At 68.2% G+C, this 25,551-nt stretch carries 28 protein-coding genes; 17 read left to right on the forward strand and 11 right to left on the reverse strand.

What is annotated here, in order from left to right; all coding sequences use genetic code 11:
• Positions 1-33 precede the first annotated feature (33 nt).
• Positions 34-906, forward strand: coding sequence for a DUF3592 domain-containing protein (locus ON41_RS30350; protein WP_040751517.1), 873 nt, complete (start codon positions 34-36; stop codon positions 904-906).
• Between the two features lie 300 nt (positions 907-1,206).
• On the opposite strand, the gene ON41_RS30355 is transcribed toward ON41_RS30350, so the two are convergent.
• Complete coding sequence (locus tag ON41_RS30355; RefSeq protein ID WP_040751518.1) at positions 1,207-1,998, reverse strand: ankyrin repeat domain-containing protein; 792 nt, start codon at positions 1,996-1,998, stop codon at positions 1,207-1,209.
• A 107-nt stretch (positions 1,999-2,105) separates the two neighbouring features.
• Here ON41_RS30355 and cynR point away from each other — a divergent pair, with 107 nt between their 5' ends.
• The 4 genes from cynR to ON41_RS30375 all read left to right on the forward strand — a co-directional run bounded on the left by cynR (position 2,106) and on the right by ON41_RS30375 (position 4,734).
• A complete protein-coding gene (gene cynR, locus ON41_RS30360) occupies positions 2,106-2,993 on the forward strand; it encodes a transcriptional regulator CynR (protein ID WP_040751519.1) in 888 nt (295 codons plus the stop codon).
• Positions 2,994-3,139: 146 nt separating this feature from the next.
• Positions 3,140-3,610, forward strand: coding sequence for a cyanase (cynS, locus tag ON41_RS30365; protein ID WP_040751520.1), 471 nt, complete (start codon positions 3,140-3,142; stop codon positions 3,608-3,610).
• Positions 3,611-3,630: 20 nt separating this feature from the next.
• On the forward strand, positions 3,631-4,131 hold the full coding sequence (locus tag ON41_RS30370; protein WP_040751521.1) for a nucleoside deaminase: 501 nt from the start codon (positions 3,631-3,633) through the stop codon (positions 4,129-4,131).
• A 75-nt stretch (positions 4,132-4,206) separates the two neighbouring features.
• Positions 4,207-4,734 (forward strand): DUF4822 domain-containing protein, encoded by a 528-nt coding sequence (locus ON41_RS30375; RefSeq protein ID WP_040751522.1) that lies wholly within the window; start codon positions 4,207-4,209, stop codon positions 4,732-4,734.
• 113 nt (positions 4,735-4,847) lie between these two features.
• On the opposite strand, the gene ON41_RS43510 is transcribed toward ON41_RS30375, so the two are convergent.
• Complete coding sequence (locus ON41_RS43510; RefSeq protein WP_276325760.1) at positions 4,848-4,973, reverse strand: hypothetical protein; 126 nt, start codon at positions 4,971-4,973, stop codon at positions 4,848-4,850.
• Positions 4,974-5,118: 145 nt separating this feature from the next.
• Between ON41_RS43510 and ON41_RS30380 the strand changes: the two genes are divergently transcribed.
• The 3 genes from ON41_RS30380 (at position 5,119) to ON41_RS30390 (ending at position 6,678) form a co-directional block, all read left to right on the forward strand.
• Entirely contained in the window at positions 5,119-5,628 is a 510-nt protein-coding gene (locus ON41_RS30380; RefSeq protein WP_276325761.1) for a dihydrofolate reductase family protein, read from the forward strand.
• A gap of 27 nt (positions 5,629-5,655) precedes the next feature.
• Entirely contained in the window at positions 5,656-6,081 is a 426-nt protein-coding gene (locus ON41_RS30385) for a PPOX class F420-dependent oxidoreductase (protein ID WP_040751523.1), read from the forward strand.
• 198 nt (positions 6,082-6,279) lie between these two features.
• The gene (locus tag ON41_RS30390; RefSeq protein ID WP_040751525.1) at positions 6,280-6,678 is read left to right on the forward strand and encodes a hypothetical protein; all 399 of its coding nucleotides are present in this window, start codon (positions 6,280-6,282) and stop codon (positions 6,676-6,678) included.
• 96 nt (positions 6,679-6,774) lie between these two features.
• Here ON41_RS30390 and ON41_RS40700 read toward each other — a convergent pair whose 3' ends face one another.
• Together ON41_RS40700 and ON41_RS30400 are read right to left on the reverse strand one after the other, a co-directional pair.
• Positions 6,775-7,830 (reverse strand): hypothetical protein, encoded by a 1,056-nt coding sequence (locus ON41_RS40700; protein WP_174411377.1) that lies wholly within the window; start codon positions 7,828-7,830, stop codon positions 6,775-6,777.
• A 325-nt stretch (positions 7,831-8,155) separates the two neighbouring features.
• On the reverse strand, positions 8,156-8,809 hold the full coding sequence (locus ON41_RS30400) for a trimeric intracellular cation channel family protein (protein ID WP_051162824.1): 654 nt from the start codon (positions 8,807-8,809) through the stop codon (positions 8,156-8,158).
• Between the two features lie 291 nt (positions 8,810-9,100).
• Here ON41_RS30400 and gnd point away from each other — a divergent pair, with 291 nt between their 5' ends.
• Positions 9,101-10,129 (forward strand): phosphogluconate dehydrogenase (NAD(+)-dependent, decarboxylating), encoded by a 1,029-nt coding sequence (gene gnd / locus ON41_RS30405; protein WP_040751549.1) that lies wholly within the window; start codon positions 9,101-9,103, stop codon positions 10,127-10,129.
• Between the two features lie 78 nt (positions 10,130-10,207).
• Here the strand turns inward: gnd and ON41_RS30410 are convergent, their stop codons facing one another.
• Together ON41_RS30410 and ON41_RS30415 are read right to left on the reverse strand one after the other, a co-directional pair.
• Positions 10,208-11,596: a lipase family protein gene (locus ON41_RS30410; RefSeq protein WP_040751527.1), complete on the reverse strand. Its 1,389-nt coding sequence runs from the start codon at positions 11,594-11,596 to the stop codon at positions 10,208-10,210.
• A gap of 1 nt (position 11,597) precedes the next feature.
• Entirely contained in the window at positions 11,598-12,860 is a 1,263-nt protein-coding gene (locus tag ON41_RS30415) for a hypothetical protein (RefSeq protein ID WP_085995857.1), read from the reverse strand.
• A gap of 455 nt (positions 12,861-13,315) precedes the next feature.
• Between ON41_RS30415 and ON41_RS30420 the strand changes: the two genes are divergently transcribed.
• Together ON41_RS30420 and ON41_RS30425 are read left to right on the forward strand one after the other, a co-directional pair.
• Positions 13,316-14,473 carry a glycoside hydrolase family 3 N-terminal domain-containing protein gene (locus ON41_RS30420; RefSeq protein WP_040751528.1) on the forward strand — a complete coding sequence of 386 codons (1,158 nt, stop codon included), beginning with the start codon at positions 13,316-13,318 and terminating at the stop codon, positions 14,471-14,473.
• A gap of 90 nt (positions 14,474-14,563) precedes the next feature.
• Positions 14,564-15,163, forward strand: coding sequence for a TetR/AcrR family transcriptional regulator (locus ON41_RS30425; protein ID WP_040751529.1), 600 nt, complete (start codon positions 14,564-14,566; stop codon positions 15,161-15,163).
• Between the two features lie 128 nt (positions 15,164-15,291).
• On the opposite strand, the gene ON41_RS30430 is transcribed toward ON41_RS30425, so the two are convergent.
• Positions 15,292-16,173: a MaoC family dehydratase gene (locus ON41_RS30430; protein ID WP_040751530.1), complete on the reverse strand. Its 882-nt coding sequence runs from the start codon at positions 16,171-16,173 to the stop codon at positions 15,292-15,294.
• Positions 16,174-16,184: 11 nt separating this feature from the next.
• The gene (locus ON41_RS30435; protein ID WP_040751531.1) at positions 16,185-17,546 is read right to left on the reverse strand and encodes a 3-oxoacyl-ACP reductase; all 1,362 of its coding nucleotides are present in this window, start codon (positions 17,544-17,546) and stop codon (positions 16,185-16,187) included.
• A 238-nt stretch (positions 17,547-17,784) separates the two neighbouring features.
• Here ON41_RS30435 and ON41_RS30440 point away from each other — a divergent pair, with 238 nt between their 5' ends.
• Positions 17,785-19,137 carry an acetyl-CoA C-acetyltransferase gene (locus ON41_RS30440; RefSeq protein WP_040751532.1) on the forward strand — a complete coding sequence of 451 codons (1,353 nt, stop codon included), beginning with the start codon at positions 17,785-17,787 and terminating at the stop codon, positions 19,135-19,137.
• A gap of 78 nt (positions 19,138-19,215) precedes the next feature.
• Positions 19,216-19,740, forward strand: a complete 525-nt coding sequence (locus ON41_RS30445; protein ID WP_040751533.1) for a GNAT family N-acetyltransferase — start codon at positions 19,216-19,218, stop codon at positions 19,738-19,740.
• A 1-nt stretch (position 19,741) separates the two neighbouring features.
• Here ON41_RS30445 and ON41_RS30450 read toward each other — a convergent pair whose 3' ends face one another.
• The 3 genes from ON41_RS30450 to ON41_RS30460 all read right to left on the reverse strand — a co-directional run bounded on the left by ON41_RS30450 (position 19,742) and on the right by ON41_RS30460 (position 22,126).
• Positions 19,742-20,215, reverse strand: coding sequence for a hypothetical protein (locus ON41_RS30450; RefSeq protein ID WP_040751534.1), 474 nt, complete (start codon positions 20,213-20,215; stop codon positions 19,742-19,744).
• Positions 20,216-20,336: 121 nt separating this feature from the next.
• Positions 20,337-21,674 carry an ADP-ribosylglycohydrolase family protein gene (locus ON41_RS30455; RefSeq protein ID WP_083905742.1) on the reverse strand — a complete coding sequence of 446 codons (1,338 nt, stop codon included), beginning with the start codon at positions 21,672-21,674 and terminating at the stop codon, positions 20,337-20,339.
• Between the two features lie 5 nt (positions 21,675-21,679).
• Positions 21,680-22,126 carry a hypothetical protein gene (locus ON41_RS30460; RefSeq protein ID WP_157185664.1) on the reverse strand — a complete coding sequence of 149 codons (447 nt, stop codon included), beginning with the start codon at positions 22,124-22,126 and terminating at the stop codon, positions 21,680-21,682.
• Between the two features lie 427 nt (positions 22,127-22,553).
• On the opposite strand from ON41_RS30460, the gene ON41_RS30465 reads away from it, so the two are divergent.
• The 4 genes from ON41_RS30465 to ON41_RS30475 all read left to right on the forward strand — a co-directional run.
• Entirely contained in the window at positions 22,554-23,039 is a 486-nt protein-coding gene (locus tag ON41_RS30465; RefSeq protein WP_040751536.1) for a universal stress protein, read from the forward strand.
• A gap of 297 nt (positions 23,040-23,336) precedes the next feature.
• Entirely contained in the window at positions 23,337-24,425 is a 1,089-nt protein-coding gene (locus ON41_RS30470) for an isochorismate synthase (protein ID WP_040751552.1), read from the forward strand.
• A gap of 87 nt (positions 24,426-24,512) precedes the next feature.
• Positions 24,513-24,683, forward strand: coding sequence for a DUF2613 domain-containing protein (locus tag ON41_RS40705; RefSeq protein WP_083905739.1), 171 nt, complete (start codon positions 24,513-24,515; stop codon positions 24,681-24,683).
• A 46-nt stretch (positions 24,684-24,729) separates the two neighbouring features.
• Positions 24,730-25,551: alpha-(1->3)-arabinofuranosyltransferase domain-containing protein (locus ON41_RS30475; RefSeq protein ID WP_174411378.1), on the forward strand; the 822-nt coding region annotated here is incomplete at its 3' end.

Genomic DNA, 25,551 nt, shown 5'->3' on the forward strand with positions numbered 1-25,551 from the left:
GGCAACCATATTCCGAGATCGGTAGGAGGGCGCATGGGTTGGCACGTGTATCCGGCGCTGTGGTGCGGGGTGTGGGGAATGGTGGCGCTGGTCGGGTACGGCCGGTCGCTGGCCGGGGTGACGGGGGCCCAGCGGAAGGTCCGGGTTGTGGGCCGGATTCAGCGTGTCCGGGAGCCGCGGCACCGGACCTCCCAGAGTGACGGGATATCCGTGGTGGTCTCTTTTCGTGACCCGGACAGCGGGCAGGACGTCACCGTGACCAACGACGGCGAGTGCGGGGAGCGGATCGACGCAGCCTGGGTCGGCCGGGAGATCGGCGTTCTCTACCCGCCCGGCAGTCCGCACGCCTACCGGTTCACCAGCGATCCCTGGGACGGCAGATATGGGCTCGGCTGGCCGAATTTCGCGGTCTTCCTGATCTACGGGGGGCTGGTGGTCGCGGCGGCGATCGAGTGGGGCTGGCCGTGGGCACTGCTCGGCTTCGGCATTCCCTTGGCCTTCCTCGCCGCGCGTTACCTCCCCGAGAACACGCGTCGGACGAACCACCGGATCGAGAAGCTGGCCTCCCGACCGGCCGTCCCGGGCCGCGTCATCGCCGTCCTCGAGGACATCGACACCGACCAGGACGGCGGTACCTTCACCCGCCACATGCCGGTCGTCAGCTTCACCACCCACGAAGGCGCGGCAGTGATCGCCTACTGCGACGAAGGGCTGCCCGACCCCGCCAAGTCATACGGCCGCAACGTCACGATCCATTACGTTCCCGAGGATCCGGCCGACTTCACCCTGGACCTCACAACCGAATATCGCTCCCGCACAATCGATATCGCCTGCACTGTCGGCGCTCTTCTCATAGGAGTGGCTGCGGTCTCGGTCGGAGCGGGGGCGCTGTGGGGCGGGCGATGATCGCATCCGCGGCGCGGACAACGCCTTCGGCGAGGTTCCGCATCTCAGCCCTGAGCGCTTCCGCGAACCAGGGCCAGACGGCCTCATCGGGCCTGGAGAATCCCAGCAGGAGGTCGGCATTGAGACGCAATACTCGTTCGCGCAGTTCGTCAGGCAGATTCTCCACAGTGGCTATCGAAACACCCGAATGCCCCGGCAACTACCGAGTATTCGCGACCATCCGCGTTTGCCCATCGAGTTTTATTGGCACACAGTTTATTTCGTGCCATAAGCGCCGGTACCGGTATGGCCGCTTTTCGCTCAGTCCGAACGATCGTGAAAAATTGCGACGATGGCTGATTGGCCCCGGCGCTGAGCGTTGTCGAGGGCGGTTCGGCCGGAACCGTCGGGAATCGAGGGGTCGGCGCCCGCGTCGAGCAGGGCTGTGACTACCTGTTGATAACGCTGAGAGCCGTCGCCGTAGACGATGGCCTCGTGGAGGGCGGTCCAGCGTGGGGTGTTGATGTGGTTGACGTCTACGCCTGCGGTGATGAGCCGGTGGACGGTGGTGATGTGGCCGTGCTCGCTGGCCGGGATGAGGGCCGTGCCACCGAAGCGGTTGGTGCTGCGCAGGTCTGCGCCGTGGGTGAGGGTGAGCTCGAGGATGTCGTCCAGGCCCTCGGCGCCGGCGTAGAGGTAGGCCGAATCCTGGAGGTCGTCCTTGGCGTTGACGTCGGCGCCGGCGGCGACCAGGACTTGCGCGGCAGCGGTGGCATGGTTCTCGGTGGCCGAGACCAGCGGTGTCCTGCCGTGGTCGCCGCGGGTTTCGACGGGGGCGCCGCGGGCGATGAGTTCGCGCACTCGGGGTGCGTCATTGGCGGCGGCTGCGGCGACCAATTCTCCGCCCAGCGCCGGGTTGTCGGGCGCAGGTTGGGTGGAGACGGGATCGCCGGGCCCGGGAACGCCGTCGGCCGGTGTGGAGTTCGGCTGCTCCGACGAGAGTGCGGAGGTGGACGAATGCTCGGCTGATCCGCTCGCATCGCAAGCAGCGGTGAAGGCGAGTACGGCGAGCGCGAGGGCGGTCGCCGCCAAGCGCGGGTTGGGGTGTTTCATCGTCCGGTTCCTTCCGCTCAGCACTCACAACCACGATGCCGAGCAGCGCTTATAGCGTCCAAGACGGATATCCCATGACGATGATCGACACGGCCTATAGTCGACCGATGGAGCTGCGGCATATTCGGTATCTGCTCGCGGTTGCGGATCATGGGAACTTCACGCGGGCGGCGGAATCGTTGCATATCTCGCAGCCGACGTTGTCGCAGCAGATCAAGCAGCTCGAGCGGGGGCTCGGGGTGGTGTTGCTGGATCGGTCGGGGCGGACGGTGCGGTTGACCGATGCCGGTGAGGTGTATGCGGGTCATGCGCGGATGGCGCTGCGGGATCTGGATGCCGGGGAGCGGGCGGTGCACGATGTGCAGGATCTGAGCCGCGGGCAGTTGCGGATCGCGACGACGCCGACCTTCACGGCCTATCTGGTCGGGCCGCTGGTGCACCGGTTTCGGTCCGAGCATCCGGGTATCGCCCTCACCGTCCGGGAGACGACCCAGGATCTGATCGAGGCCGATCTGATCGCCGACCGGCTCGATCTGGGTATCGCCTTCAGTGGCCCGCATGCGGCGGGGATCGAGCACACCGCGCTGTTCGTCGAGACGCTCGGCCTGGTGGTCGGGCCGTCCCATCCGCTCGGGGAGACGGCCGGCGCGCTTCCGGTCGGGCGGCTCGCCCGCGCTTCACTGGGCCTGCTCAGCAGCGACTTCGCGACGCGCGGGCATATCGACGCCTATTTCGCGGAATGCGGGGTGGAGCCGGATATCGCGGTCGAGGCGAATTCGATCAGCGCGCTGCTCGAGTTCACCCGGCGCGGTTCGCTGGCCACCGTGTTGCCGGATGCGATCACGCGCGTGTACGACGAGCTGCGGCCGGTGCCGCTCTCCCCGGCCCTGCCCAGCCGGACGGTCGAGCTGTTGCGGCGACACACGGCGTATCACTCGGCCGCTGCCCGGGCGTTCGCGCAGGTCGTCCACGAGGTCGCGGGCGAATACCGCTAACTATTGTCACGAACAATCGCGACCATGGAAGACAAGTCTTGGACTCTATAGCTACAGGCAGATGACCATGGGTCAGGGGTTCGGCGCATCGAAGCCGGATCCGCATATTTCCGTCGGCGGTACGCCGGAACGAAAGGACCCGCGCCATGGTGCATGCACAATTCGACCCGGCGGCCCGGCAAGCGCTCGCCGCCACGGCGGTAGAGGCCAAGATCGCCAAGGATCTGACCTGGCAGCAGATCGCCGACGCCGCCGGCTACTCGCCCGCCTTCGTGACCGCCGCGGTGCTCGGTCAGCATCCGCTGCCGGAGTCCGCTGCCGTCGCGGTCGCCGAACTCCTCGGCCTCGGTGACGAGGCCGCGGCACTGTTGCAGACGATTCCCACACGCGGATCCATTCCCGGTGGCATTCCTACGGATCCGACGATCTATCGCTTCTACGAAATGCTGCAGGTGTACGGCACGACGCTCAAGGCGCTGGTGCACGAGCAATTCGGCGACGGCATCATCAGCGCCGTCAATTTCCGGCTCGATGTGCGCAAGGTGGCCGATCCGGAGGGCGGCGAACGCGCCGTGATCACTCTCGACGGTAAGTACCTGCCCAGCCGGCCCTACTGACCGATCGCATAAGGACCACAATGGATTTCGCGCAACACACCATCGATTTGGCGCGGCGCAATGTCGAGGAGGGCGGGCGGCCGTTCGCGACCGTCGTCGTCAAGGACGGAGAGATCCTCGCCGAAAGCCCGAACCGGGTCGCGCAGACCAGCGATCCCACCGCGCATGCCGAGATCCTCGCCATTCGCGAGGCCTGCACCCGGCTGGGCACCGAGCATCTGACCGGCGCCACGATCTACATCCTGGCCCTGCCGTGCCCGATGTGCCTGGGCGCGCTCTACTACTGCTCCCCCGACGAGGTCGTCTTCCTGACCACCCGCGACGCCTACGAGCCGCATTACGTCGACAACCGGAAGTACTTCGAGTTCAACACCTTCTACGACGAGTTCGGCAAGCCCTGGGATCAGCGCCGGCTGCCCATGCGGCACGAGCCGCGCGCGGACGCGGTCGACGTCTACCGGCTGTGGCAGCAGCGCAACAACGGCGAGCGGACCGTGCCGGGCGCGCCGACCGCGCGTTGATCGTGCGAGTTCGGCTGCGCGCAGGCCATTCTCTGTAAGTTAGCTGACAATTCCCCTATACCGATGGGACATCACATGAAGACACTCGCCTCAGCCCTGGCCGCGCTCGCCGCGGTGGGCGCTCTCGCCGCGTGCAGCAGCAGTAATGACAGCGACGACTCGACGTCGACCCCGGCTGCCGCGACGTCGGTGGCCACCGGCTCCACGCTGGTAGCCCCGCGTTCGCCATCGGCGACATTAGCCGCCACTCCGTGGGAGACCACCTCCGCACGAGACGCACAGGGCGGGACCGTGGCGCTGACCGACGATCACGTCAAGAACTACGTCGGATTCGCCTACTTCAAGCCGGACGGCACCTTCACCATGGTCAATCTCGACGATTCGCCGAAGATGCACGGCGACTGGTCGGTGCCCGCGGACGGCAAGACCCGCACCATAATCGCGAAAAACGATGCGGGCCAGGAACAGTCGCGCCGCACCGTCGACATCGTCACCCTCACCGACAAGGAATTCACCTACCGCGTTTACCCGACCGCCGACGACAAGACCGTCTACTACGACATCGTCCACACCCCCACGACACACGCCGAACCGGCCAAGTAACGGGATTCAGGCGACTCCCGGCCCAGGTGTTGCGAACATCGCGATGTCGTCCAAGGTGTCGTCGGCTCGGCCACCGATCTCGGGGTCGTTCGAAAGATGTTGCAGGACAGGCACTACGCGCTCACGGTCGATAACCCGGTGGATACGGGCGAGATGTCCGAGAGGGCCAGGGCGCGTTCGGTCACCCACGCGATCGCTTCGCCGCGCTCGATCGGGTCCAGTCGCTCATAGCTCCTCATATCCAGAGGCTCCTCGCGTTCACCGAACCATTCTGCGGTCGCATGCCCGCGAGTAATACCTACCTTGTACCGATGAGTTCGGGTGCGAGATGCGGTCTCCTCTGTAACTCGGCAGAAGGATGGACTCATGCAGGTTTTGGCTCGGATGTGTATGTCGGCGGATGGGTATGTGACTACTCCGGATGGGTGGCCGCCGCAGGTTATCGATCCGGTGCACGGGCCCGGGAGTCATGGGGTTGCGGAGTTCTTGCGGACTTGTGAGGCGGCGTTGATGGGGCGGACGACGTTCGAGCCGGCGTTGAGCGCGGAGCGGTGGCCGTGGCCGGAGTTGGAGGTTTTCGTGCTGGGGTCGCATCGGCCCGAGGGGACTCCGGACGATGTCGTCGTCGATGAGGATCCGGTGCGGCTGCTGGAGAAGATCCGGGCGGTCAATCGCGGGGGCGATGTGCATCTCATCGGTGGGCCGGGCACGATCGAGACCTATCGGGCCCTGGGCGCTCTCGATAAATTGGAGATCGTGGTGCTGCCGTTCTTCGTCGGCGGAGGCATGCGGCTGACCGAGTCACTGAATCCGGCGACCGGCCTGGAATTCGAGAGTTCGCGGCCGCTGGAGGGTGGTGGGGTGGAAATCATCTATCGGGTGCGCAAGGACTGACGTCGAAGCGCAGGGCATGATCTCGGTATGACCTCCTTCGATCCTCGTTCGTTGCTGGCGGAGAGCCGGCTGGGTGTGTTGGCGACCATCAAGGCGGATGGGCGGCCGCAGCTTTCGCCTGTGACGCCGTATTACGACCGGGACGCCGATGTTATTTATGTGTCCATGACCGAGGGGCGGGCCAAGACGGTGAATTTGCGGCGGGATCCGCGGGCGGCGTTGGAGGTCACGAGTGCCGATGGGTGGTCGTGGGCTACGGCGGAGGGGGCGGTGACGCTGACGGGGCCGGGGACCGATCCGCAGGGGCCGGAGGTCGAGGCGCTGGTGGACTACTACCGGGCCGCCGCGGGGGAACATCCCGACTGGGAGGAGTATCGGTCGGTCATGGTGGCCGATCGGCGGGTATTGATGCGGCTGGCCGTCGAGCATGTGTACGGCGAGCGGATTCGCTGACAGCGGGTCGATCCGCGGGCGTGGTGGCTACGCCGCGGTGCCCCCGTAACTGGTGGCCCGCCGGGCGTGGAGTCGGGGGCGGCGGGCGAGCTAGCATCGGCAGCGAGGCCGACGGTCATGGACGATCGACCGGCGCGGGGAAGGATGAGTCGACCGGTTCGGTGAGGATGCCGGTCGACCGGCGCGGGGGAGGACGATATGGGCTCGCTACAGGATTTCGTGGGCGACGCGGTGGATCGCTCGGTCGCGCTCGGCGACGGCACGGCGGTGATCGACGCGGGTTCCGGCATCGTGCAATGGCTTTCGTCGGCGCAGGGCGTCTTCGACATCGAAGTGGTGCTGCCGAATCGGGAGAGCCATCGGTCCTGGCGGCAGCGGCTGCGCGGGCGGATGCGGACGGAGCCGGAGTCGGCCCTCACCGAGAGGCAGCTCGCGGTGATCGGCAGTGCGGGGTTCGTGGATTCCGGCGCGGGTTACGTGCTGCGGGCGGACGAAGCCGGGCTCGACCGCGACCACGTCGTGCATGTCGTCGTCACGATGCTCCACGATGTTCTCGAGGCTCAAGACGATTCGAATTTGTCGGTCGAGATCTTCTGAGCGCCGAGAGCTTCATGAGCGCAGATGGTGTGAAAACGACTGAGGGCGACCCGTTTTCGGACCGCCCTCAGTCAATGTGTCACTTGCAGAAGCGGATCAGACGCCAGCCTCGACCGGGACATCGACGGGAGCCGGGGCATCGTCAGGCGTCGGGACCTCGTTGACGGGTGCGCTATCCACACCCGCACCGATCGCGCCACCGATGGCACCCCCGACGACGCCACCTGCGACCGCGGCCGGAATCCCCAGAGCGGCAGCGCCTATCGCGCCACCAACAGCAGCACCGACACCGGCACCGATTGCGGCACCCGCGGGGCTCGCAAGCAGGCCGACACCGCCAACAGGAACTGCTGGAAGTCCAGCCACCAGGCCTGCGCCGGCACCGATGAGCCCGCCGACGGCCGCACCGACCACCGCACCCGGCACCGCGCCGACGACGGCCGCCGGAATACCGGCAGCAGCGGCTCCGGCGGCGGCACCCGCCAGGGTGCCTGCGGCTACCTTGTCCGACCGAGTGCCGCTGATACCAACGGATTTCAGGCCGGTAGCAATATCCGCTTCGCCCTGGGCAACGGTCGTGTTGAAGCCGTAGAGCGCATCGTCCGGCACATTGTCGGGCACCGGCGAGGTGAAATCACCGACGCGGAGGGTGCGCGGGGGCGGGGCGATCGGGGCGACCGGCTCCACCGGGGCGGGAGCGTGGAGGTTCTGCCAGTTGATGCCCGGGGCCGAGCGGCCCGGCGCGCTGTCCTTGGGGATGGGCCGGAAGTTCGGGGGGACAACGTAATCCGGGGCCGGCGGGGCGGGGCGCGGCGGGGCCGGAGTGGTGACGCCGGGCTGGACCTGGCCGCCGGGACGCGGGGAGAACAGGCTGTCGGCGCCGGGGCTGCGCGGCGCGACGCCGGGCTGCGAGGTGCTGGTGGGGCCGGGGCGGTCCGGCTTCACCGACTCGTCGCGGGGCGGCGGGACGGCCGTATCGGGGAGCTTCGGCGAGGTGGACTGCTGGGTCGACGGCGTACCCGCTGTCGAAGACGCCGTGGACGTAGAGGATTTGACGGCCTGGTCGGTCGAGCTCGAGCAGGCGACTACCGCCAATGCGAGCGGGATGGCACCGACCGCGGGCAGCAGGACCCGTCGCGTCGTTGCGTTCAATTTCCGATGCCGACCTTGCACGTCGTCACACCACCCTCATCCGTTTTTACTCGACGGCCCCCCGCAGCCGGGTGGCCACGTGCGCGAGTGATCGTATCCTTGCGGCAACACGTTAACGCAAATCAATGTGATCGAGACCACATTCATGATCTTGCTAGGTCCCGACCCGCAGTGCGGCGAATTCTGCCACGCATCAAGCGAATTCGCTGAGCGAAGTGTCGGTCCGGAGCGGCCGAGGTTATCAATTCGCCCCGCGTAGGGGTGAAAACCGTTGCGTCCGCACCGGACACGAGTCAGGACGCCGCGACCGTGCCCACCAGGGCGATCATCCGTGCCGACGGCGGATCCGGAGCCGGCCGCCGAGCCGGATCGAGCCTCCGGTCCGCGGGCGCGGCAGCTGCACTCCGAAATAGATTGCGGTGATACGCAATACGAACACCAGGCAGGCGGAGACGACGGCCGCGGGGCCGTCGGAGACGCCCGCCGCGTGCATGGCCAGATAGCATCCGGCACCGGCGAACGCGGCGACCGCGTAGACCTCCTCGCGCAGTAGCAAGGGCGGGAACTCACCGCAGAGCACGTCGCGGATCACCTCACCGGTCACCCCTGTCATCACCGACAGGATGAGGACCGCGAGCGGGGTCACCTCGGACTCGATGGCCGCGCGGGCGCCGATCACCGTCACCACCGCGAGGCCCAGGGCATCGACCACCAGCAGCGATCGGCGGGGCAGATGCCGGAACCGGAGGTAGGCCATCGTCACGACGGCCACGACGATGATCAGGGTCAGCAGCACCCAGTCGTGCGTCCAGTACAGCGGGTGACGGTCGAGGATCACGTCGCGCAGCGTGCCGCCGGAGATGGCGGCGGCGAAGGCGAGCGCCAGGCCGCCGAACGGATCCATATCGGCCCGGTGGGCGGCCAGCACGCCGCTCGCGGCAAAGGCCGCGATACCCACCAGATACAGCACATGCAACATGCCGACATGATCTCAGCCGCCGCCTGGCAAACAATCCGGGTCCACGAGAAAGGCCCCGCGCGGTTGCCGGGTCGGGGGTCTGGCAACAGCGCGGGGCCGACCTGAATATCGGTACATCGGCTCGGGCGTTACACATGGGCCTGAGAAATTCCCCGGGGAGTCACCGAGCACAATCGAAGAGGTTGCGGTGCGGGCGGCCACCTGGGTCACCACGTAGGGTCACGGTGGGCCGCCAGGCATCGCCAGCAGAGCTCGGACCTGCCGGAGCTCGGACGACTCGAGGAGATGAGTATGCAGCTTGGAATGATCGGGCTCGGCCGGATGGGCGCCAATATCGTGCGGCGCATCGTCCGCGACGGGCACACCGCGGTCGGTTATTCGCGGCACGAGGACCAGATCAAGGAGTTCACCGCCGAACTGGGCGAGAGCTTCACCGGCACCACCGATTACAAGGCCTTCGTCGCGCTGCTGGAGAAGCCGCGCATCGTGTGGGTGATGATCCCGGCCGGCGCCACCGGTGCGGTGATCGATCAGATCGCCGAGCTGCTCGATCCGGGCGACATCATCATCGACGGCGGCAACAGCCGCTACCACGAGGACATCGCGCGGGCGAAGGAACTCACTCCCAAGGGCATTCACTACGTGGACATCGGCACCTCGGGCGGCGTGTGGGGCCTGGAGCGCGGCTACTGCCTGATGATCGGCGGCGAGGCCGAGACCGTGAAGCACCTCGAGCCGCTGCTGCAGGCGATCGCGCCCGGTGTGGACGCCGCCGAGCGCACCCCCGGCCGCACCGGCGAGCCGTCGCCCGCCGAGCAGGGCTACCTGCACTGCGGCCCGGCCGGCGCCGGCCACTTCGTGAAGATGGTGCACAACGGCATCGAGTACGGCGCCATGCAGGCCTACGCCGAGGGTATGAACATCCTGCACAAGGCCAATATCGGCAAGACCGACGCCGGTAAGCACTCCGCCGAGGAGACGCCGCTCGACAATCCCGAGCACTACCAGTACGACATCGACGTGCCCGAGGTGACCGAGGTGTGGCGGCGCGGTTCGGTCGTGGCGTCCTGGCTGCTGGACCTGACCGCGGCGGCGCTGCACGCCGATCCGGAGCTGAGCACGTTCGGCGGCCGGGTCTCCGATTCCGGCGAGGGTCGCTGGACCATTCACGCCGCGATCGACGAGGGTGTGCCGGCGCCGGTCCTGTCGGCCGCGCTGTACCAGCGGTTCTCCTCGCGTGGGGAGTCGCTGTACGCGGACAAGGTGCTGTCGGCGATGCGCAAGGCGTTCGGCGGGCACAACGAGCTGCCGGGTAAGTAGATAGATAAGGAACGGCCCCCGATCATCCGCTGATCGGGGGCCGTTCCTTTGGGTGGTGGCGTACCGGAAAAGGGTGAGCTAGTCGAAATTGCTGTCGAGCCAGTCGATCGTCTGCATGCCGAACAGGTCGGTGCCCCAGCCGTACATGTCGGTGAGCATCTTGACCATGGAGCAGTCGGTCGGCTGATAGGTGACGTCGGTGCCCTGGGCTCGGTAGGTGTCGGCGAGGTGGCGGGAGTCCGCGGCGGGCACCAGCGACATGAACGAGTCGTCCTTGGCGCAGGAGGTGATGAGCACCTTGGACTTCGGCGCGCCCGATCTACCGAGTTCGTTGTCGTCGAACACGTGCTGGAACGCCGGTTCGTCGGCCGGGTTGACCCCGGAGTTGAACAGCGCGTTCAGCGGGACGAACGGCATGCCGAAGTACGCGTCCTGGCACTGCGTCCGGAAAAGATTGGCGACGCCGAGACCCGCCGGGTTCAGCCGCGAATCCAGGGCCATCTCCGGATATTTCGGCTCCAGGCCCAGCAGGGTGGCGAAGGCGAATCCGGATCCGACGCCGCCGTCGGCCACGCGCATGAAGTTGCGCTGATTGACGACCATGCCCTCGAGCACGGTCGACTTCACGTTCAGTTCCGGCGCGTAGTCGCCCTGGAGTTCCGCCGAGAAGGCCGCGCCGACGCCGCCGCCCGCGATACCGAACAGCGCCATCTGCGCCTGCGGATCGAGGCCCGCCTCGCGGAAGTTCAGCGCCGCGCGGGCGCCGTCGAGCTGGGTGTGCGCGGCGAACTTACCCGCGAAGACGCCGTGCGGCTTGCGATCCGCGTCGTTGCCGACGTCGGAGATCATCACCGCGTGGCCCTTGCCGAACATGAGCGCCAGCGGTCCCAGCGCCGACCACGACGCGCCGTCGAGCGGGTCGCCGCCGGTCCACTGCGTACTCGGGTGGCAGCTCCAGCCGACGCTGTCGTTGGCCTCCTGGTAGGAGACGAGACGCTTCTCGTTCGCGGGCTTGCCGTCCCGCGGGATCATCAGGATTCCCGTGCTGACGACCGGGGTCACGCCGTCGAGATCGGTGCTGACGTACATCAGCTTCCAGGCGTCGAGGTTCGCCGGCTTCACGCCGGTGAACAGCACGTCGACCTTCTTGGACTTCAGGACGGTGCCGGGCTTCTCGGAGCCCGTGAGCGGCGGCTCCTCGTAGAAGGGGTCGTTGGCCAGCAGCGCCTGGAACGCCTCCTGCGGCGAGGCCGGTTGCGCACCTCGCAGCGAGCCGACGACGTACCCGTTGAACACCTCCCCCAGCCCCGGCGTCCGCGGTGGCGCGGGGGCGTCGGGCGGGGCGACCGGAGCGTTCTGCGGCGTCGGATCCGCTTGGGGCGCAACGGGGTCGGCGGTGACGACCCCGGCACCACAGGCGAGGATCGCCGCCACCGCCGTCAGCACGGCGAGGGTGCGTTTACCCATCTCAGTTCTCCTGTCCGGCCGGGGTGACCTTCAGCTGCTGCGCCGCCGAGATCAGCAGCTGCGGGATGTTCAGCAGCGGCCGATGCGATTCCAGCTGCTGCTCGTAGGGCACGCGCATGGTGGCTTCCAGTGCGGGCCAGTTGTTCTCGACCTGATCCTTGTACTTCGGCAGCAGCTGGCTGGTGATGTAGTCCCAGCGATCGTCGAGGACCGACCAGTTCCAGCTCGGCAGCGGCATCGTCAATTCCATGGCGCGGCCGTCGGATCCGGTGAACGGCACTCGCACGGGACGGAATTCGCGCGGCGGGATCACACCGGCGACCGACGGCGACCCGGCCGCACCGCTCAGGTAGGTGATGGCCTCGCCGACCGGGCCCTTATAATTGCGGACCTCGTCCCACTGCGCGCCGATCGCCCACTGCTGCTCGCGCCGCAGCAGGACGCCGTTCCCCTCGGCGATCCGGCCCTCGTCACCCGAGGCGACATCGCGCCAGGCGTTCATGATGTCGCCGCCGAACAGTCCCGCCGACTGGAACTCCTCGAGCGCGGACAGCCCGCCGGTGACGTAGGCGTCGTGCATCGGCATCAGGTCGGAGAAGATGTTCTTCTGCATCACCAGGATCATGCCGAGGATCCAGTGCAGATCCTCCGGAGTGATTCGCGGCCCCGCCTCGGCCAGCGCCTTCAGGCCCTCGGGCAGCAGCGCCACCGCCTGCGGGCCCGCGGCCTGTTCGACCGAGCCGAGCACGGTGTGCGCCGCGTCGGCGATGCCGGGCAGGTTGTAGACGTTGCCCATCAGTTCGAAATCGACCAGGCCGCCGCCGAAGTCCGCGCCCACCTGACCGCCCATCCCGGCCCATTGCAGTTCGCGATGGTCCAGCTGGAGGTTCTCGTAGTAGCGGTACGATTTGATCAGGTTGTCCCGGTTGGCCTGCACGCCGGTCCGCGGATCCCAGGACCGCAGGTCGATACCGGCCTTACCGGTCGCGTCGACCAGCCAATACTGGTACAGCAACGCGGCGTAACGAGTGGGAGCCACGCCCTCGGCGCGCGCCTCGTCCAGTAGCCGGCCCAATTCGGCCGGGTCGTAGGGCAATTCGGGGTTCACACCGCCAGGACTCTGCGCCGCGTTCCGGTTGACCAGCGGCAGATCGAGATAGCGATCCACCTCCGAGGCCGAGGCGGGCGACGCGGAGACGAGTCCGAGTCCTACCAGTGCCGCGAGAGCCAGTCCCGCGCCGCGCAGCATTGCGCCGATACGCATGGTTGTTTCAGCCTTCCGCTATGCGCTGTTGGTTCGAGGAAATGACGCCGACGGCACAGGGCCTTCGGATTGCCGCATACCGTCGATATCAGTTCCTTTTCGCCGCGCGGTGATGGCGCGCCGACAACCATCGGAAGCCGATGGTCGACTCGATCGTTAACGGGAGGTTATCAATTTCCGTTACACGGATTCACATCAGTTGCGGGACGACTTCGCAGCGCGGAGAAACCGGCATTCGGTTCGAATCGCCTGGCAGTACCGGAATTTGCGGATCCGGCCGAGATCCGAACAGGTCGGTCGACCGACAGTTATCAATGATGGATGTCACAACACGATAACGTTTGGCATCGAGAAAAGTGATGTGGGACACACCGCTCCGGCTAGCGGCGGGTCGCGCGGCCGACGTGCCATCCCGGACTGTCCCGCGATTCACCGGACGGCTACCGTCGAGACCCATGCGCACAGTTCCCGGGATCGTTCTCGCGGTTCTCGCGGTCACTCTGACCGCATGTTCCGGCGGCTCCGACCGCACCGCCGAAACCACCGGCGCCACCGCCGCGCCGCCGAGCCCGGCGCCGTCGCCCACCACCAGCGCTCAACTCGATTGCACCGCAGGCTTTCTCGCGCAATACACCACCCGCCAGAAACTGGCCCAGCTGCTCACGGTCGGCGTGACGGGCACCGCCGACGCGGAGAACGTGGTGCGCACCGAGCAGATCGGTGGCGTATTCCTCGGGAGCTGGACCGATCAGGCCATGCTGAGCGAGAAGCAGCTGGGCCGGGTCGAGGCCGCCGCGCGCACGCCCCTGATGGTGACCATCGACGAGGAGGGCGGCCGGGTGTCGCGGCTGAGCAAGCTGATCGGCCCCGCGCCGTCGGCCCGCGTCAGCGCGCAGACCGTCTCGGCCGACGACTTCTACAAGGAGAGCGTGGCCCGTGGCCGGGCCATGAAGGAACTCGGCATCACCGTGGACTTCGCGCCGGATGTCGACGTCTCCAGCCAGCCCGACGACAGCGTCATCGGCGACCGCTCCTTCTCCGACGATCCCCAGGTCGTCACCCAATACGCCGACGCCTTCATCCGGGCCATGCACGACGCCGGGCTGGGCGCGGTGATGAAGCACTTCCCCGGGCACGGCTCGGGATCGGGCGATTCACACACCGGCGCGGTCCGCACCCCGCCGCTGGACCAGATGCAGCAGGTGGACCTGGTGCCGTTCCGCAACCTGGTGGGTTCCGGCGCGGGGGTCATGGTCGGCCATCTGGACGTGCCCGGCCTGACCGAGGCGGGGGTGCCCGCGAGCATCAGCCCGCAGGCGATGGCGCTGTTGCGCCAGGGCGCCGGATACGGCGCCGCGCCGTACGACGGGCCGATCTTCACCGACGACCTGAGCGGGATGGCCGCGATCACCAGCCGAATGGGGATCGAGGACGCCGTCGTTGCCGCGCTGGAGGCCGGCGCCGACAACGCGCTGTGGATCAGCTCGGACGCCGTCTCGCGCGTGCTGGACAAGCTCGAGCAGGAGGTGCGCGAGGGTCGCCTGCCCGCCAAGCAGGTCGACGATTCGGTACTGCGGATGGCCCGCTTCAAAGGCATTCCGATGCATTGCTGAGCGGCACGCGGAGCGAATAACCGGCAAGTGCCTGCCATGGGAACTTACCTTGGAGTAAGATAAGGGTTTCATCATGGTCTAGGAGAGCGAATGGCAGGCGGTACGAAACGGCTTCCTCGGGCGGTTCGTGAACAGCAGATGCTGGATGCCGCCGTAGAGGTGTTCTCGCGCAAGGGTTATCACGACACCTCGATGGACGCCATCGCCGCGGAGGCCAAGATCTCCAAGCCGATGCTCTATTTGTACTACGGCTCCAAGGACGAACTCTTCCGGGCCTGCATCGGCCGCGAGAGCGTGCGTTTCATCGAGGCCGTCGCGGTCGCGGGCAATCCCCACCTCACCCCGCACGAGCAATTGCGCGCCGGTCTCGAGGCTTTTCTGTCCTATGTGGACAACAATCGGCTGTCCTGGCAGGTGCTGTACCGCCAGGCGCTGGGCCAGCAACCGTTCGCCTCCGAGATCGCCAACAGCCGCGAGCGCGTGATCGAGCTGACGGGCAAACTGCTGGAATCCAGCGCCAAATACGCCGAGCCCGGAACCAATTTCGACGTCGTAGCCGTCGCGGTCATCGGCGCGGGAGAGGCCATCGCCGACCGCATCGCCAGCGGCGAGGTGGAGGTCGCCGAGGCGGTGGACCTGCTCGACGATCTGGCGTGGCGCGGCCTGGCCGGTAAGAAGAAGGCCGAATAGCCCGAAGAAGGGCCGCACACCTTTTCGGTACTCGCCGCCATCGAATCCCCCATGCGACTCGATATGCGGCGGCCGAAAATATGTGCGGCCCTCTTCTTTCGGTCCCCCGACGAGACCGAAGACTCAACTCAACGCAGCGTAGCCGTCAAGTGCGGGTAGCCCTTCTTCGGGTGCTTCAGCGACAGGTCCCAGCCGGCCGTGCCGTCCGCGTCGCTCACCTGGTCGGCGTAGAGATTGACCGTGGCGGGCAACAGGATCGGCTTGCCGAATTTCACCGAATAGGTGGACTGCGCCGGGACGCGGCCCTCGATGGCGCCGAGAATCGCGGCGGCCGACCACATTCCGTGTGCGATCGAGCGCGGGAACCCGAAGGCCTTGGCGCTCAGTGCCGACATGTGAATCGGGTTGCGGTCACCGGACGCCGCGGCGTAGCGGTGGATCTGCGCCTGGTCGACGCGCAGCGTGCGCAGCGGCGGCGGGGGCGTCTCCTCCGGCTTGGGCTCCGGCTTGGGGCCGCCCGACAGCGATGTCCGCTGCTGGTGCAGGAAGGTGGTGACCTGCCGCCACACCAGCTCACGACCGACGCGGACCTCGCTGATCGCGTCGACCAGCAGGCCCTTGGGGTGCTCGCGCAGATTCTCCACGTGCGCGTGGAAGTCCAGCGGCTCGCTCACCGAGATCTCGCGGGTGCGCTCGATGACGTTCTCCGCGTGCACCGCGCCGACGGCAACGAACGGGAAGTCGCGGGCGACCACCAGCTGCATGACCAGCGGGAACGTGAGCACGAACGGGTAGGTCAGCGGCAGCGAGTCGCCGAACCGCAGCCCGGTCGCGTGGCAGTACGCGGCCAGGTTGTCGGCGTCGACCTGGACGCCCTTCAGTTCGATGGCGCGGTCCGGGATCTCGGACTTGCGCCCGGCGACCAGCGGCAGCGGGACGGCGCCCAAGGCGGCCTTGAGGTACAGGTTGCCGGTCTTGGGCGGCTCGCCGAGCGAAATGGTCTTGGTCATCGATACTCCGATCAGGCGCCGATGAGGCTCTGGCCGCATACGCGGACGACGTTACCCGTCACCGCGTTCGACGCCGGACCGGCGAAGTAGGCGATGGTCTCGGCGACGTCGACCGTCTGGCCGCCCTGCGACAGCGAGGCCATGAGCCGGCCCGCCTCGCGGGTGCCCAGCGGGATGGCGGCGGTCATCGCGGTCTCGATGAAGCCCGGGGCGACGGCGTTGATGGTGATGCCCTTCTCGGCCAGCTTGGGGGCCTCGGCGTCGACCATGCCGATGACACCGGCCTTGGAGGCGCCGTAGTTGGTCTGGCCGCGGTTGCCCGCGATGCCGGCGATCGAGGAGATGTCGATCACCCGGGCGCCCTCCTTCAGCACGCCCTTGGAGACCAGGGCCTCCGTGATCCGGTGCGGCGCCGCGAGATTGACGTTGAGCACCGAGTTCCAGCGGCCCTCGTCCATATTGGCGAGCAGCTTGTCGCGGGTGATGCCGGCGTTGTGCACGACGATGTCGAGGCGGCCGAAGCGCTCGGCGGCCAGCTCGGCGATCTTGTCGGCGGCGTCGGCGGCCGTCACGTCCACGGCCAGGGCCGTGCCGCCGACCTTGTTGGCCGTCTCCGACAGCGCCTCGCCCGCGGCCGGGATGTCGGCGACGATGACCTTGGCGCCGTCACGCGCGAAGACCTCGGCGATGGTGGCGCCGATACCCCGCGCCGCGCCGGTGACCAGGGCGACCTTGCCGTCGAGCGGCTTGTCCCAGTCGACCGACTGCACCGCGGCGTCCTCCTTGCCGACCCGGAAGACCTGGGCGTCGACGAAGGCGGACTTGCCGGACAGGATGAACCGCAGGGTGGACTCCAGACCCGTCGCGGCGGCGGCCGCCTCGGGGTGCAGGTAGACCAGGTTGGACGTGGCGCCGCGCAGCAGCTCCTTGCCGACGCTGCGGGTGAAGCCCTCCAGCGCGCGCTGCGCGATCTGCTCCTCGACGCCCGAGGTCAGCTCCGGGGTGGTGCCGATGACCAGGACGCGGCCGGACGGCGCGATCGAGCGCATGGCCGGCTGGAAGAACTGGTACAGCTGCTCGAGTTCCTCGACGGAGCCGATGCCGGTGGCGTCGAAGACCAGGGCGCCGAATTTGACGCCGGGTGTGAGCGAATCCACGAAGGTGTAATCCGACAGCAGGGTGCGTGTCGCGTCGGCGACACGGCCCTTGCCGCCCAGCAGCACCGGGCCGGGCAGCGCCGGCTCGCCGGGGGTGTAGCGGCGCAGGTTCTCCGGCTTGGGCAGCCCCAGCTTGCTCGCCAGGAACGCGCCGGGGGCCGAGTGAACGAACGATCCGTAGAGGTTGGGAGCGCCCTTGCTCTTGCTGGCAGCCACTGTTCCTACCTTTTCCTTCTGTCGAGTGTGGAGGTCTGTATCGGCCGGGCACGCGGGCCCCGCTTCCCGGCGCGCCCCGAGCGTTTTTGCGCACATCAACGGGGTACGGTGTCGACAACGAACTTACTCCAGAGTAAGTTTAATGTAAACCGACAGCGAAGGGGCATCGGTGCTGAGCCGATTTTTTCGGCCACGCCCCGAGCGCCGAACAATTCCCGACGAGACAGTGGAGACTCGAGTGACTACCAAAGCCCGTTCGGCGAAGGCCGCCTCCTCCAACAGCGGAGCATCGAGCAGCGGAGCCAAGCGCACCAAGCAGACCCGCCCCGTCGCGGTGCTCGGCGGCAACCGGATCCCGTTCGCGCGCTCCGACGGCAAATACGCGCACGCCTCCAACCAGGATATGTTCACCGCCGCGCTGAACGGCCTGGTCAGCCGCTACGGCCTGCAGGGCGAGCGGCTGGGCATGGTGGTCGGCGGCGCGGTGCTCAAGCGCGTCGGCGAGCACGGCATGATCCGCGAGAGTGTGCTCGGCAGCGAGCTGTCGCCCTACACCCCGGCCCACGACCTGCAACTGGCCTGCGGCACCGGCCTGCAGTCCATCGTCACCGTCGGCGACGCGGTCGCGCTGGGCCGCATCGAGGCCGGCGTCGGCGGCGGCACCGACACCACCTCCGACGCGCCGATCGGCGTGAGCGAGTCCATGCGGGAGTGGATGCTCGACGCCAATCGCGCCAAGAAGAACGCCGACTACGTGAAGCTGGTCGGCCGCCTGCGCCCGAGCATGGTCGGCATCGAGATCCCGCGCAACGCCGAGCCGCGCACCGGCCTGTCGATGGGCGACCACGCCGCCATCACCGCCAAGGAGTTCGGCATCGCCCGCGAGGCGCAGGACGAGCTGGCCTACCTGTCGCACCGCAATATGGCCGCCGCCTACGACCGCGGCTTCTTCGACGACCTGGTCACCCCGTTCCTGGGCCTGACCCGCGACGACAACCTGCGCCCGGGCTCCACCATCGAGAAGTTGTCCACACTGAAGCCGGTCTTCGGCAACAAACTGGGCGACGCCACCATGACGGCGGGCAACTCCACCCCGCTCACCGACGGCGCGTCCGCGGTGCTGCTGGGCAGCGAGGAGTGGGCCGCCGAGCGCAAGCTGCAGCCGCTGGCCTACCTGGTCGACAGCGAGGTCGCCGCGGTCGACTACGTGTGGGGCCCGGACGGCCTGCTGATGGCCCCGACCTACGCGGTGCCGCGGCTGCTCGCCCGCAACGGGCTCACGCTCCAGGATTTCGACTACTACGAGATCCACGAGGCCTTCGCCTCCGTCGTGCTGGCCACGCTCCAGGCCTGGGAGTCCGACCAGTACTGCAAGGAGCGGCTGGGCCTCGACGGCGCACTGGGCTCGATCGACCGCAGCAAACTCAATGTCAACGGCTCCTCGCTGGCGGCCGGCCACCCGTTCGCCGCGACCGGCGGCCGCATCATCGCCCAGACGGCGAAGCAGCTGGCGGAGAAGGGATCCGGCCGCGCGCTGATCTCCATCTGCGCCGCCGGCGGCCAGGGCGTCGTGGCGATCCTGGAGCGCTGAACGCGAGCGGTTGCCCGGTCCTCCGCGACCGGGCAACCGCCCGATCACATTTCACGGGACTGGTTCTAAAGTCACCGTGTGAGTCCTGCGCGCGTCGGTGAAGAGCTGGTGACCTCACGGCTGTCGCTGCGGCGTCCGGTCGCGAGCGATGTCGACGCCGTCCTCGACATCTGCGGCGATCCACAGCCGTGGGTGTCGACGGTGGCCGATCGTGAAGAGGCGCAGCGGCTTTTCGAGCGGTGGGACGAGCAGTGGCAACGGCTCGGTTACGGGTACTGGGTGGTCCGGCCGCGCGGGGAGGCGACGCGACTGGGGTTCTGCGGGTTGCGGACCGCGCGGTTCAAGGGGCAGCCGGGGCTCAATCTCTTCTACCGGTTCGCCAGCCATACCTGGGGGCGGGGGCTGGCGAGCGAGGCCGCCACGGCCGTGGTGCAGTGGGCCGGGATCTGGCTGCCGACGCTTCCCGTCGTCGCCCGGATCCGGCCGGACAACGTCGCCTCACAGCGCGTGGCCGAGCGGGTGGGGCTGGTGCGCGCGGCGGAGCTGGACGAGGTCGATGCCGACGGGCTGGACTGGATTCATTACGCGAGCCCGCGCGGCTGATTCAGCAGATTCGGCCCATATTCACGGTCCCGGGCGGCGTTCCCAGCGGGCAGGCTTGGTCGTGCTGCTGCTGATCCAGTTGGTTCTGCCGTTCACGCAGGCGGTCGAGTTCGTCCTGCTCCTCCTGCTTCCGACGCTGCTGTTCGGCCTGCCAGGCCGTGAGGCCCTGGGCATTCCACAGGATCGGGAACGCGCCCGGGCCGCAGTCCTCGACGAACTGCTGGGTGGCATTGGCCTCGGCCGTATAGCCGAGCCAGAAGATGCGCAGATTGGTGCACAAGGCCTGCATCCCCACGCCCGCGGGAGCATCGTCCTCATTCGTGCAGGTCGTCACGATCCGGCTGTCCTCCGGCTGCGCGCCGCAGGTGACGGGACCGAACGGCCGGGCGGACGCCGTCCCCGCGCCGAGAACCGCGCCGGTTCCCAGAGTGATCGCCGCCGCGGCCAGACATGCCGACACCGCACGCAGATTCATGAGACCCCCGACTGTTCGATCCAGTTACCGGCGAGCTTGGCACACGCGAAAGCCGCATGTCAACGGATCGCCGTCCGGAGCGTGCGGAATTCCGCTGGGGCACTGCGCATCCGGCATCGGCTCACCCGCACACCGCATGCTGCCGGGCCAGGTCGAAGGTGCGGCGGGCCAGGTCGGAGATACTGACCTCGTCGTATCCGGATACGGCGCTGCGCAGCCGGTCGTGCAGCGGATCGGTCCAGTGCCGCGGGATCGCGCCGGCGCCCAGCAGCACCCCGGCTACCGAACCGGCCGTCGCCCCGTTGGAGTCCGTATCCCACCCCGCCTGCACGGTGAGTGCGACGGTTCTGGTGAAATCCCCAGCGCCCCAGAGCAATCCGATGGCCACCAGGCAGGCGTTGCCGATGGCGTGCGCCCAGTTGTAGTGCCCGTGGCGGACGTGCACCGCCTGCACCGCCTCCTCCCAGCCGAGACCGCGGCGGTGGTCGTCGATCACCTCGGCCAGCGCCGCCGCGAGCCGGGACCGTTCCGGGACGACCTGCTGTGCCGTGGTGATCGCGGTCAGTGGGTCGGGGGCGCCGAAGGCGGCGGCGATCAGCGCGGCCGCCCACATCGCCGCCCAGATCCCGTTGCCGGTGTGGGAGACCGAGGCGTCGCGGGCCACGAGCGTGGCCGCGCGCACCGGATCGTCCGGGCAGACGTACCCGTAGATGTCGGCGCGGGCCATGGCGCCGGTCCACTCCCGGTAGGGATTGCGGTGCTGGGCGGTGACCGGCGGGACCAGGCCATCGATGAGGTTGCGGTAGGCGACCCGCTCGGCGGTGTAGGTCTGCAGGAACGGCAGCCGCTCCAGCCATTCGTCGGCGACGTCGGCGGCGGTGAAACCCGTACTGTGCCGCTCCAGCAGGTGCAGGCCGAGCACCGTGTAGTCGAGGTCGTCGTCGCGGGGGCAGCCGTCGACGCGGCCCCGGGTCGACTCCGGCCAGCTGCGCTGCAACCGGAAACCGTCCGGCATCGGGCTCAGCACCGGCACGTAGTCCGCGAGCGGATAGGCGTCGGCGCGTTCCAGATACGCGCGGATCAGCTGCGGGCTCCACCTGAAGCCGTTCTCCAGCGGCTTGCCGAGCGTGCAGCCCACGCACCGGCCCAGCCACCCGCCGAGGATGCGGTCGTAGAGCCGGTTGCCCGACTGCGAGTGACTCTCGATCCGCCGCGCCGCGACGACCGTGCCGATCTCGTCGTAGGGCCATCGCGGATCGCGCGGCGCGTCCTCGATGCGATCCAGCAGATGCCAGCACGCGGCGGCATTGGGTAACGGAGTATGGGTCAGGTCGCGGATCTCCTCCGCGAAATCCGCGACGACATAGCCGGATTCGCGCCGCTGCAGCCATTCGAAATACAGCAGGGCGCGCGGGTCACCCTCGGGGTGGCCGAAGAAGGCCGATTCGATCGGTTCCATGACTTTCACAGGATGGTGATGGCCGTCGCGACGACTTCGGACAGCAGCGGCAGCGATTCGTCCCGCCGGGGCGCACGCGCCCACCAGCGTCCCTCGTGGGTGTGGCGGCCGAAGCCGGTGGGCAGGATGACATTGCTGCGATGCGGGCCGATATCCACGCCGTGACGCTCCAGTTGGACGGTGAATTCGAGAGAGGGGTACCCATCGAAGACCGTAAGGAACGTCCGGCGCGCCGGTCGTTCCCGGACCAGTACCGGCCCGGGTATCCCACGCACCGTCAACTCGCCGAGGATCAGTGCGCCGAGTGGTTCGGGCGTATTGACGGCAGCGATGGAATCGACCAGCGGGAGCACCACGAAACCCGGAGCTGTGACATGCACACCGGGCAGACCGAACAGCGAGCGATACGCCTGGGCCCAATCCTGGGGAGTAGCAAGTTCTTCCAACCGCAAGATCAACCTCGTTCGGTTTTCGGTGGCCGGCACCGGCGCCCGGCGACAGTCCTGGGGATCTTCCAGTGAAGCCGGAATATCCAGTGATATCAGCGGTTTCGGTGAATCACGCGCAAATTGTCAGATACGAGTGCATGGAAGTTCTGTAGCAGGCGAACAGTGTGAAACCTTTGTGCCACAAACCGATCGGTTCCAATTTGCTGTCTCAGATGCATATCGAACCGGTATGTCCATCGTATCGGCCCGACCGGCGGCCGCGGGGGAACGTTCCGGTAACGGGCTACGCCGGGGCCCGGGTACGGAGGGTCCGCGCGGGCGGCGAGTGCCCCGGCACGCGGCCGGCAAGGGGGCTCGACATCCGCGTTTCCTGAGGTCGGCCGGGGTACCCTCACACACGAGGCCGAGGCACCGGAACCGGAGGTTCGCTATGCCCTGCGACACGATGCTCATTGCCTACGACGGCTCGGAGAACGCCAAGCGAGCCGTCGAGTATGCGGGCCGGTTCCTGTCCGCGACCCGCGCGGTGGTGCTCACCGCCTGGGAGCCCATGGTGCGGCAGGCTGCGCGCATGTCCGGGCTGTCCGGGGTGATGCAGCCGGAATGGTTGCCCGACGAGGAGATCGAGGACGTCGCCTACGTCGACGCCAAGCACATCAACGCCGAGGGCGTCCGGCTGGCGAAGCTGTCCGGGCTCAACGCCGAGGCGCGCACCGCCGAATGCACCTCCACGATCTGGAACGCCATCGTCGACGTCGCCGACGAGCTGAACGTCGACATCGTCGTCGCCGGCACCCGCGGCGCCACCGGCATCCGCGCCCTCCTCCACTCCAGCGTCGCCGAGGCGGTCCTCAAACACTGCCACCGCCCCATCCTCCTGGTCCCCCCGGGCAAAGATCCGGCGGAAGTGAGGTAGTCCGGGAGGGATTCCGGCCAAAAGCGTGCCGGAAAAGAGGGGACTGGGCGCGCCGGAAAAGAGGGGACTGGGCGCGCCGGAAAAGAGGTGGACCGGGCACGCCGGAAAGAGGTGGACCGGGCACGCCGGAAAGAGGGGACCGGGCACGCCGGAAAGAGGGAGACCGGGCACGCCGAACCCGATGGTCCCGGCATGCTTTTGGCCGGGACCCCGACGCCTGGAGTGCGGGCGAACACATGAGACCTCCGTCGCTTCGGCGGGAAGGTGCGGAACGGCTCGGACTATGGTCGGGAGATCATGGACGGATTTCTGCTGGCCCAGCCCGGGGGCGTCGTGCGCACCAGTGGTGTGCGGCGTGCGTTCGACGAGGCGCGGGGGGCGGCGGATGCCCTGCGGGACGGGGCCGGGCTGATCGTGGGGGCGCTCGCGTTCGATCCGCGGCGGCCCGCGGCGCTGTGCGAGCCGGAGCGGGCCGAGCACACCGCCGGGCCGTGGCGGCCGGCCGCGCTGCCGCCGTTGCCGGAGGTCCGGGTCATCACCGAAATCCCCAGTGCCGCAGAACATATCGCGCGGGTCACCAAGCTGGTTGAGCAGCTGTCGGATACCGCGCAGCCGCTGCGCAAGGTGGTGGCGGCGCGCTCGCTGCTCGCCGCCGCCGACGGGCCACTGGATCCGGTGGTCGTGGCCGGGCATCTGCTGGCCCGTCATCCACGGGCCAATGTCTTCGCGGTGGATCTGACGCCGGCGGGACGACCGGGGGCGACGCTGGTCGGCGCCACCCCGGAGGTCCTCGTCGCCCGGTACGGCGAGACCGTCACGCTGCGGCCGCTGGCCGGCACCGCGCCCCGGCACCCGGATCCGGACATCGACGCCGAGCGCTCGCGAGAACTGTTGTCCAGCACCAAGAATCGCGCCGAACACGCCTTCGTCATCGACTGGATCCGGGATCGGCTCGGACCCGTCTGCGCCGAACTGACCGTGCCCGACGGCCCGGAACTGATCAACACCAGCGAGGTCTGGCACCTCGCCACCCCGATCCGCGGCCGCCTGCGCGATCCGGGCACCACCGCCCTGGACCTGGCGATGCTGCTGCACCCGACGCCGGCCGTCTGCGGTACGCCCACCGACCTGGCCCTGGAGACGATCGTCGAGGCCGAGGAGGACCGCGGTTTCTACGGCGGCGCGGTCGGCTGGTGCGATGCCCGCGGCGACGGCGAATGGGTGGTCGCGATCCGCTGCGCCGAGTTGTCCGCCGACGGGCACGGGGTCCGCGCCTTCGGCGGCGGCGGCATCGTCGCGGCCTCGGATCCGCGGACCGAACTCGACGAGACCACCGCCAAACTCCGCACGCTGCTCGGCGGATTGCACTGCGAGCTGCCCGGTTAGCCGGATTCGCCCCGCGCCCGTCGCCGGTCCCGGGTTCATGTTGTAGGTTGGCCGCAATACGCCGCGTCGAAGTATGGGAGTTCCGCGATGAAGTTTGCCGTCCCTGGTGCCACGAGCGCCGTCGCCGGAGCGCTGCTCGGTGTGGTCGCGGTCTTCGTTGTCACCATGGCGGCACAGCAGAGCTCGCGGCCCGAGGTCGACCGCAGCGGTGACGCGTCGTCGTCGCTGCTGAACAACGTTGAGTACGGCTCTCGCTGAGTCGCCGACCGCTACCCTCCCCGCCGACCCCGCACGCGTAGCGCCGCTGGGCCGGCGCTGGTTCGCCGGTACGGTCGTCGTCGCGTTCCTGCTGAGTTTTCTCCAGGCGCCCGGACGGACCGTCGCCGATACCAAATACGATCTGGCCCAGAATCCGCTGGGCTTCCTGGACCGCGCCGCACACCTGTGGAGCAGCCAGGCCCCGATGGGCCAGGTCCAGAATCAGGCCTACGGCTACTTCTTCCCGCACGGGGCCTTCTTCTCCCTCGGGCACATCCTCGGACTTCCGGCGTGGGTGACGCAGCGAATCTGGTGGGCGCTGCTGATACTGGCCGGGTTCTGGGGAATCGTCCGGCTGTGCGAGGTACTCGGCATCGGCTCCCGCGGCTCGCGCGTGGTGGCGGCGCTGGCATTCGCGCTCTCGCCGCGGGTGCTGACCACGCTCGGGTCGATCTCGTCGGAGACGCTGCCGATGATGCTGGCCCCGTGGGTCCTGCTCGCACCCTGTGCGCTGGGCACCGCCTACGGCGTCCGCAAGCGCGGGGCCCGCTCCCCCGCGGGTAGCGCGCTGGCGCTCGGGCTGATGGGCGCTGTGAACGCGGTGGCGACCGCGGCCGCGTTCCTGCCCGCGCTGCTGTGGTGGCTGTCGTACCGGCCGAACCGGCAGTGGTGGCGTTTCACGCGGGCCTGGATTCCGCTGCTGGTGCTGGCCACCTGCTGGTGGGTGGTGCCGCTGCTGCTGCTGGGCAGGGTGAGCCCGCCGTTCCTGGACTACATCGAATCCTCCGGCGTGACCACGCAGTGGGCGTCGCTGGGCGAGGTGCTGCGCGGCACCGACAGCTGGACCCCGTTCGTCTCGCCGGAGCGC

The organism is Nocardia transvalensis NBRC 15921, assembly GCF_000308875.1.
GTDB lineage: Bacteria > Actinomycetota > Actinomycetes > Mycobacteriales > Mycobacteriaceae > Nocardia > Nocardia transvalensis.

Coding starts and splice junctions, on each gene's coding strand:
- ON41_RS30350 (WP_040751517.1), top strand. CDS start 34: ATGGGTTGGCACGTGTATCCGGCGCTGTGGTGCGGGGTGTGGGGAATG.
- ON41_RS30355 (WP_040751518.1), bottom strand. CDS start 1,998: ATGAAACACCCCAACCCGCGCTTGGCGGCGACCGCCCTCGCGCTCGCC.
- cynR (WP_040751519.1), top strand. CDS start 2,106: ATGGAGCTGCGGCATATTCGGTATCTGCTCGCGGTTGCGGATCATGGG.
- cynS (WP_040751520.1), top strand. CDS start 3,140: ATGGTGCATGCACAATTCGACCCGGCGGCCCGGCAAGCGCTCGCCGCC.
- ON41_RS30370 (WP_040751521.1), top strand. CDS start 3,631: ATGGATTTCGCGCAACACACCATCGATTTGGCGCGGCGCAATGTCGAG.
- ON41_RS30375 (WP_040751522.1), top strand. CDS start 4,207: ATGAAGACACTCGCCTCAGCCCTGGCCGCGCTCGCCGCGGTGGGCGCT.
- ON41_RS43510 (WP_276325760.1), bottom strand. CDS start 4,973: ATGAGGAGCTATGAGCGACTGGACCCGATCGAGCGCGGCGAAGCGATC.
- ON41_RS30380 (WP_276325761.1), top strand. CDS start 5,119: ATGTGTATGTCGGCGGATGGGTATGTGACTACTCCGGATGGGTGGCCG.
- ON41_RS30385 (WP_040751523.1), top strand. CDS start 5,656: ATGACCTCCTTCGATCCTCGTTCGTTGCTGGCGGAGAGCCGGCTGGGT.
- ON41_RS30390 (WP_040751525.1), top strand. CDS start 6,280: ATGGGCTCGCTACAGGATTTCGTGGGCGACGCGGTGGATCGCTCGGTC.
- ON41_RS30400 (WP_051162824.1), bottom strand. CDS start 8,809: ATGTTGCATGTGCTGTATCTGGTGGGTATCGCGGCCTTTGCCGCGAGC.
- gnd (WP_040751549.1), top strand. CDS start 9,101: ATGCAGCTTGGAATGATCGGGCTCGGCCGGATGGGCGCCAATATCGTG.
- ON41_RS30410 (WP_040751527.1), bottom strand. CDS start 11,596: ATGGGTAAACGCACCCTCGCCGTGCTGACGGCGGTGGCGGCGATCCTC.
- ON41_RS30415 (WP_085995857.1), bottom strand. CDS start 12,860: ATGCGTATCGGCGCAATGCTGCGCGGCGCGGGACTGGCTCTCGCGGCA.
- ON41_RS30420 (WP_040751528.1), top strand. CDS start 13,316: ATGCGCACAGTTCCCGGGATCGTTCTCGCGGTTCTCGCGGTCACTCTG.
- ON41_RS30425 (WP_040751529.1), top strand. CDS start 14,564: ATGGCAGGCGGTACGAAACGGCTTCCTCGGGCGGTTCGTGAACAGCAG.
- ON41_RS30430 (WP_040751530.1), bottom strand. CDS start 16,173: ATGACCAAGACCATTTCGCTCGGCGAGCCGCCCAAGACCGGCAACCTG.
- ON41_RS30450 (WP_040751534.1), bottom strand. CDS start 20,215: ATGAATCTGCGTGCGGTGTCGGCATGTCTGGCCGCGGCGGCGATCACT.
- ON41_RS30455 (WP_083905742.1), bottom strand. CDS start 21,674: ATGGAACCGATCGAATCGGCCTTCTTCGGCCACCCCGAGGGTGACCCG.
- ON41_RS30465 (WP_040751536.1), top strand. CDS start 22,554: ATGCCCTGCGACACGATGCTCATTGCCTACGACGGCTCGGAGAACGCC.
- ON41_RS30470 (WP_040751552.1), top strand. CDS start 23,337: ATGGACGGATTTCTGCTGGCCCAGCCCGGGGGCGTCGTGCGCACCAGT.
- ON41_RS40705 (WP_083905739.1), top strand. CDS start 24,513: ATGAAGTTTGCCGTCCCTGGTGCCACGAGCGCCGTCGCCGGAGCGCTG.